This window comes from Streptomyces sp. NPDC006335 (assembly GCF_040612795.1).
Lineage (GTDB): Bacteria > Actinomycetota > Actinomycetes > Streptomycetales > Streptomycetaceae > Streptomyces.
Window position 1 is genome coordinate 1 of record NZ_JBEXQX010000044.1, and the last position, 5,849, is coordinate 5,849.

At 71.7% G+C, this 5,849-nt stretch carries 1 protein-coding gene; it reads right to left on the bottom strand.

The window, feature by feature from the left end:
• Nucleotides 1-5,849 (bottom strand): amino acid adenylation domain-containing protein (locus ABZ098_RS44800; protein WP_356600853.1); only part of this gene is annotated, 5,849 nt, incomplete at both ends.

Below are 5,849 nucleotides of genomic sequence, written 5' to 3' on the forward strand. Positions count from 1 at the left end.
CACTCCCCGCCGCCGGCCACCCGCACCAGCACCGCCCGAACCGGGACCTCCGCCGCCAGATCGAAGCGATACCCCACCACCTCGGACAGCACGGCGGGAAGGTCGTCCGGCGCGACGTCGACGACCGGCAGCGGGACCGCCCTGCCGGGGTCGAGGACGGTCTGCACCGGAGCGCCGTCGATCTCGGTGAAGACCGTTCGCAAGGCCTCATGACGGTCGATGACGTCGTTGAACGCCGCCGCGAGCGCGTCCGGGTCGACGGCGCCGGTCAGCCGCAGCGCGATGGGGATGTTGTACAGCGAGCCGACGTCCTCCAGTTGGTCCAGGAACCACAGCCGCTGCTGGGCGAACGACGCCGGGACCCGGTGGGGGCGCGGGACGGGCACCAACGCGGGCCGTACGACACCCGAGGCGCGCTCGATCCGCAGCGCCAGGTCGGCGACCGTGGGTGCCTCGAAGACCGTCCGGACCGACAACTCGGCACCCAGCGCCCTACGTATCCGGGACACCAGGCGAGTCGCCAGCAGCGAGTGCCCGCCCAGATCGAAGAAGCTGTCGCCGACCCCCACCTCGTGCAGGTGCAGCACGTCGGCGAACAGGCCGCACAGCAGTTCCTCCTGCGGAGTGCGCGGAAGCCGGCCCGTCCCCGCCGTGGCGAAGAAGTCCGGCGCGGGCAGAGCCTGCCGGTCCACCTTGCCGTTCCGGGTCAGCGGCAGAGCGTCCAGCACCACCACGGCGGCCGGGACCAGGTGGTCCGGCAGCCGCTCGCGCAGGAACTCCCGCACCGCGCGCTCGCTCGCCTGCCCGGGAACCATGGGCACGACATAGGCCACGAGCTGGGCCGCCCCGTCATGGTCGGCCCTGGCGAGCACCACGGCCCGCGACACCTCGGGGTGCTCGGCGAGCACGGCCTCGGTCTCGGCGGGCTCGACCCGGAAGCCACGGATCTTCACCTGGTCGTCGGACCGGCCGAGGAACTCCAGCCCGCCGTCGCGACGCCACAGCGCCAGGTCGCCGGTTCGGTACATGCGTCCGCCCGGGACACCGAAGGGGCACGCCACGAACCGCCCTGCCGTCAGCCCCGCGCGGCCCCGGTATCCCCTGGCCAGGCCCGCGCCCGCGAGGTACAGCTCACCCGCTACGCCGGGTGGCACCGGCTGCAGGCGGTCGTCGAGCACGTAGACCCGCGTGTTCGCGATCGGCGAGCCGATCGGCACACGCTCGGGCCAGTCCGATACGTCGTCCGGCAGCGGGAACGCCGTGACGACGTGCGTCTCGGCGGGTCCGTAGTGGTTCGTCAGGCGCACGTCCCCGGCGCGGAAGAACTCGCGCAGTCCCAAGCCGACGACCAGTGCCTCACCCGCCTGCACCACCTGGCGCAGGTCGGGCAGCGCAAGATGGTCCCGCTCGGCGGCCTCGCACAGCGCGTCGATGACCAGGTTCGGGGCGTAGAGCTCGTGCACTTCGTTCGCCCGCAGCCATGCGGCGAACGCGGTCATGTCCCGCCGGGTCGCCTCGTCCGGTACGCACAGGGTCCGGCCGGTCAGCAGGGCGGAGAGGATCTCCTGGGCCGAGACGTCGAAGCTCAGCGACGTGAACTGCGCCGTGCGGGCGGAACCCGGCTCGGCGTGCGTGGCTGTGATCAGGTTGACCAGCGCGCCGTGCGGCATGGCGACCGCCTTGGGCCTGCCGGTGGTTCCGGAGGTGTGGATGACGTAGGCGGGATGCGCGGGCGCCAGCAGGACGTCACGGTCGGCGTCGGTGAGGTCGTGGTCGTCGTACGCGTGGAGCACGCGGGCCAGCCCCGGGTCGTCGAGCAGCAGCGCCGCCCCCTCGTCCGCGAGCGTGCCGGTGGTCGTGAGCAGGCAGACGGGCCGGGTGTCGTCCAGCAGGAACCGGATCCGCTCCGCCGGATACCCGGGATCGATCGGCAGATAGGCGGCCCCGGACTTGAGGACAGCCAGCAGCGCCACGACCATGTCGACCGAGCGGGGCACCGCCAGCGCCACGACCCGTTCGGGACCGGCACCGAGGCGGATCAGATGCCGCGCGAGGCGGTTCGCCCCGGCGTTGAGCTCGGCATAGCTCAGGGAGTCGTCCCCGAAGACCACCGCGACCACGTCGGGCGTACGGACGACCTGTTGTTCGAACAGGGTCGGCAGCGGCACCACGGGGACGTCGCGTGCTGTGTCGTTCCAGTCCACCAGCAGTCGACGGCGTTCCGCCTGGGTCAGCAGGTCGACGGCGCTCAGCCGGCGTCCCGGGTCGGCGGTGACGGCGTCGATCAGTCGCACCCACCGGGACAGCAGGGCATCGGCGGTCTGCGGATCGTAGAGGTCGGTGCTGTACTCCAGTTGCACCGTGATTCCCCGTGGTCCGCCGTCGGCACCACGGATCTCACGCAGGCCGAACGTCAGATCGAACCGGGAGCCGAGGCCGGTGACCTGTTCACGGAACACCGTGGTCCCGGGCAGTTCGACGGTCGCCTCGGTGGTGTTCTGGAGCACCAGCATGATCTGGAACAAGGGGTGGTGCGACAGCGTCCGGTGGGGGCTGAGCATGTCCACCAGGCGCTCGAACGGCACGTCCTGGTTGGCGTAGGCGGACAGCGCGGTCCTGCGCACCCGGGCGAGGAGCTCTTCGAACGTGGGATCGCCGGAGGTGTCCGTGCGCAGCACCAGGGTGTTGACGAAGAACCCGACGAGATCGTCCAGGGCCTCGTCGGTACGGCCCGCCACGGGCGAGCCGACCGGGATGTCCGTGCCCGCACCGAGCCGGGTCAACAACCCCGCCAGAGCCGCCTGAAGCACCATGAAGACGCTGGCACCCGACGTCCGGGCGAGGCTCACCACCCTGGCGTGCACCTCTGCCGGGATCTCGGTCCCGGTGACCGCCCCGTCATGGGATGCCACGGCGGGGCGTGGCCTGTCCCCGCGCAAACTCACCTGCTCGGGCAGTCCCGCCAGCTCCTGCGCCCAGTACGCGATCTGCCCGGCGATGGCGCTGTCGGGGTCGTCGAGGTCGCCCAGCAGGTCCCGCTGCCACACGGCGTAGTCCGCGTACCGCACCGGCAGCGGTGCCCAGGAGGGACGCTCACCCGCGGCCCGCGCGGCACAGGCGCGGGACAGGTCACGCAGCAGCGGAGCCATCGACCAGCCGTCCGTGGCGATGTGGTGCGCCACGAGCGCGAGGACCCACTCCCCGGCGTCAGTGACCCGGAACAGCGAGGCGCGCAGCGGAATCTCGTCGGCCAGGTCGAAGGCGTACGTGGCGGCCCGCTGGACGGCCTCCCGCACTCCGGCGGACTCCAGGTCGGTCACCGACAGCGGAACGGCCACGTCCGCCGACAGGATCGTCTGCACCGGCGTGCCGTCGATCTCCGTGTACACCGTCCGCAGAGTCTCGTGCCTGCCCACGACGTCGGCGAGAGCGGCCCGCAGGATGTCCACGTCGAGTTCGCCGACCAACCGCAGCACGATGGGCACGTTGTACGTCGGGTTCGCGCCTTCCAACTGGTGCAGGAACCACAGCCGTTGCTGCGCGAACGACAACGGCACCTGGTCGGGCAGACGCGACGGCCGCAGGACGGGCCGCGTCTGTCCGGAGGCCCGGCCGACCCGCCGGGCCAGCCTGCCCACGGTCGGCGCCTCGAACACGGCCCGTACGGACAGTTCGACGCCCAGTGCCGTGCGTACCCGGGACACCAGGCGGGTCGCCAGCAGTGAGTGTCCGCCCAGCTCGAAGAAGTCGTCGTTCACCCCGACCCCGGGCAGGCCGAGCACTTCGGCGAACAGCTCGCACAGCAGCTCTTCCTGAGGAGTGCGCGCCGCACCGTAGCCAGGGGTGAAGTCGGGGACGGGCAACGCCGACCGGTCGAGCTTGCCGTTGGGAGTGAGCGGGATCTCGTCCAGGAACAGCACCGCCGCCGGGACGAGGTGGTCCGGCAACCGCTCCCGCAGGTAGTCCCGCAACGCGGTGACGTCGGCGCCCTCGGCGCCCGCGACCACGTAGGCCACCAGGCGGACGTCACCGGGCCGGTCCTCGCGGGCGACCACGACGGCCCGGGACACCGCTTCGTGCCCGGCCAGCACGGCCTCGGCCTCGCCGGGTTCGACCCGGAAACCGCGGATCTTCACCTGGTCGTCGGTCCGCCCGAGGTACTCCAGGTTCCCGTCGGCACGCCACCGCGCGAGGTCCCCGGTCCGGTACATGCGCGCACCGGCCGGTCCGAACGGGCACGCCACGAACCGTCCCGCGGTGAGCGCGAAGCGCCCCAGGTAGCCGCGGGCGACACCGTCGCCGGCCATGTACAGCTCGCCCGGCACACCCGGCGGCACCGGACACAGCCGGTCGTCGAGCACGTACGCCCGGAGGTTGGTCATCGGCCTGCCGATGGGCACGGGTCCCGCCGTCAGGTCCGCGTCCAAGGGGACCACGTAGTCGGTGCACCCGACCGTCACCTCGGTCGGGCCGTAGTGGTTGACGATCGATACGCCCGGATGACGGGCACGCCATCGCCGCAGTTCGTGGCCGGCGACGGCGGCGCCGCCGACCATGAGCTGGTCCGTCGGCCCGAAATCGTCCGGCAGCTCGCTCATCGCCAACGAGAGGTGCGCCGGTGTCATCTTCAGGAAGCTGTACGACACCCCCTCGCTCCGCATCCGTTCGGGAAGCCCTTCGTCGAACGGGGCGACGTGGAGGCACCCACCGTGGATCAGCGCCCCGTACAGGCCGGTCACGTTCGCGTCGAAGGCGACAGACGCGTGCACCAAGGTGGTGCCGGCGAGACTCGGGTAGGCGCGCGGGCAGCGGAGGACGTAGTTGGTCAGCGAGCGGTGTTCGACGACGACGCCCTTGGGGCGGCCGGTCGTGCCCGAGGTGTAGATGACGTAGGCCGGGACCTCGGGCGTGAGTGCGGCGATCCGGTCGGGGTCGGCGAGGTTCCCGTCCTGCTGCGACCGGATCCACGCGTCCGTGCCGCCGTCGTCCAGGACGATGACGGGCTGTCGGCTCGCGGGCAGCGTCGCCCGCATGCCCGCGGTGGTGACCAGGCAGACCGGCGCGGTGTCGTCGAGCATGAACCGGATCCGCTCTGCCGGGTAGTCGGGTTCGACCGGCAGGTACCCCGCCCCTGTCTTGAGCACGGCCAGCAACGCCACCACCAGGTCGACGGAGCGGGGCAGGGCCACTGCCACGAAGCGCTCCGGGCCGGCGCCGTGCTCGATCAGCGCTCGCGCGAGCCGGTTCGCCCGGGCGTTGAGTTCGGCGTACGTGGCCGATTCGCCCTCGGACACCACGGCCAAGGCCTCCGGCGTCCGGGTCACCTGGCGCTCGAACAGCACCGGCACGGGGGCGGCCGTTGGGTCCTCGGCCGCGGTGTCGTTCCATGTGACGAGCAGCCGGTGCCGCTCGGCGTCGGTGAGCAGATCGAGCCCGCTGAGCCGCCGGGCCGGACCGGCCGTGGCGAGGTCCAGGAACCGTGTCCAGCGCTGGACGAGCGTGTCGATGGTGTCTTCGTCGTAGAGGTCGGTGTCGTACGTGACCCAGCCGGTGAGGCCCTGCGGACTGCCGTCACGACCGCGTCGCTCCCGCAGACTGAAGGTCAGGTCGAAACGCGAGTGGGTGATGTCGAGGCGTTCGCGGGTGGTGTCGATGCCGGGCAGGTCCAGTGCGGCCTCGGCCGTGTTCTGGAGCACCAGCATGATCTGGAACAGCGGGTGGTGGGCCAGGGAACGGCGGGGATTGAGCAGGTCCACCAGACGCTCGAAGGGCACGTCCTGATGGGCGTAGGCGGACAGGGCGGTGTCCCGCACACGGTCCAGCAGTTCGGCGAAGGTCGGGTCCCCGCT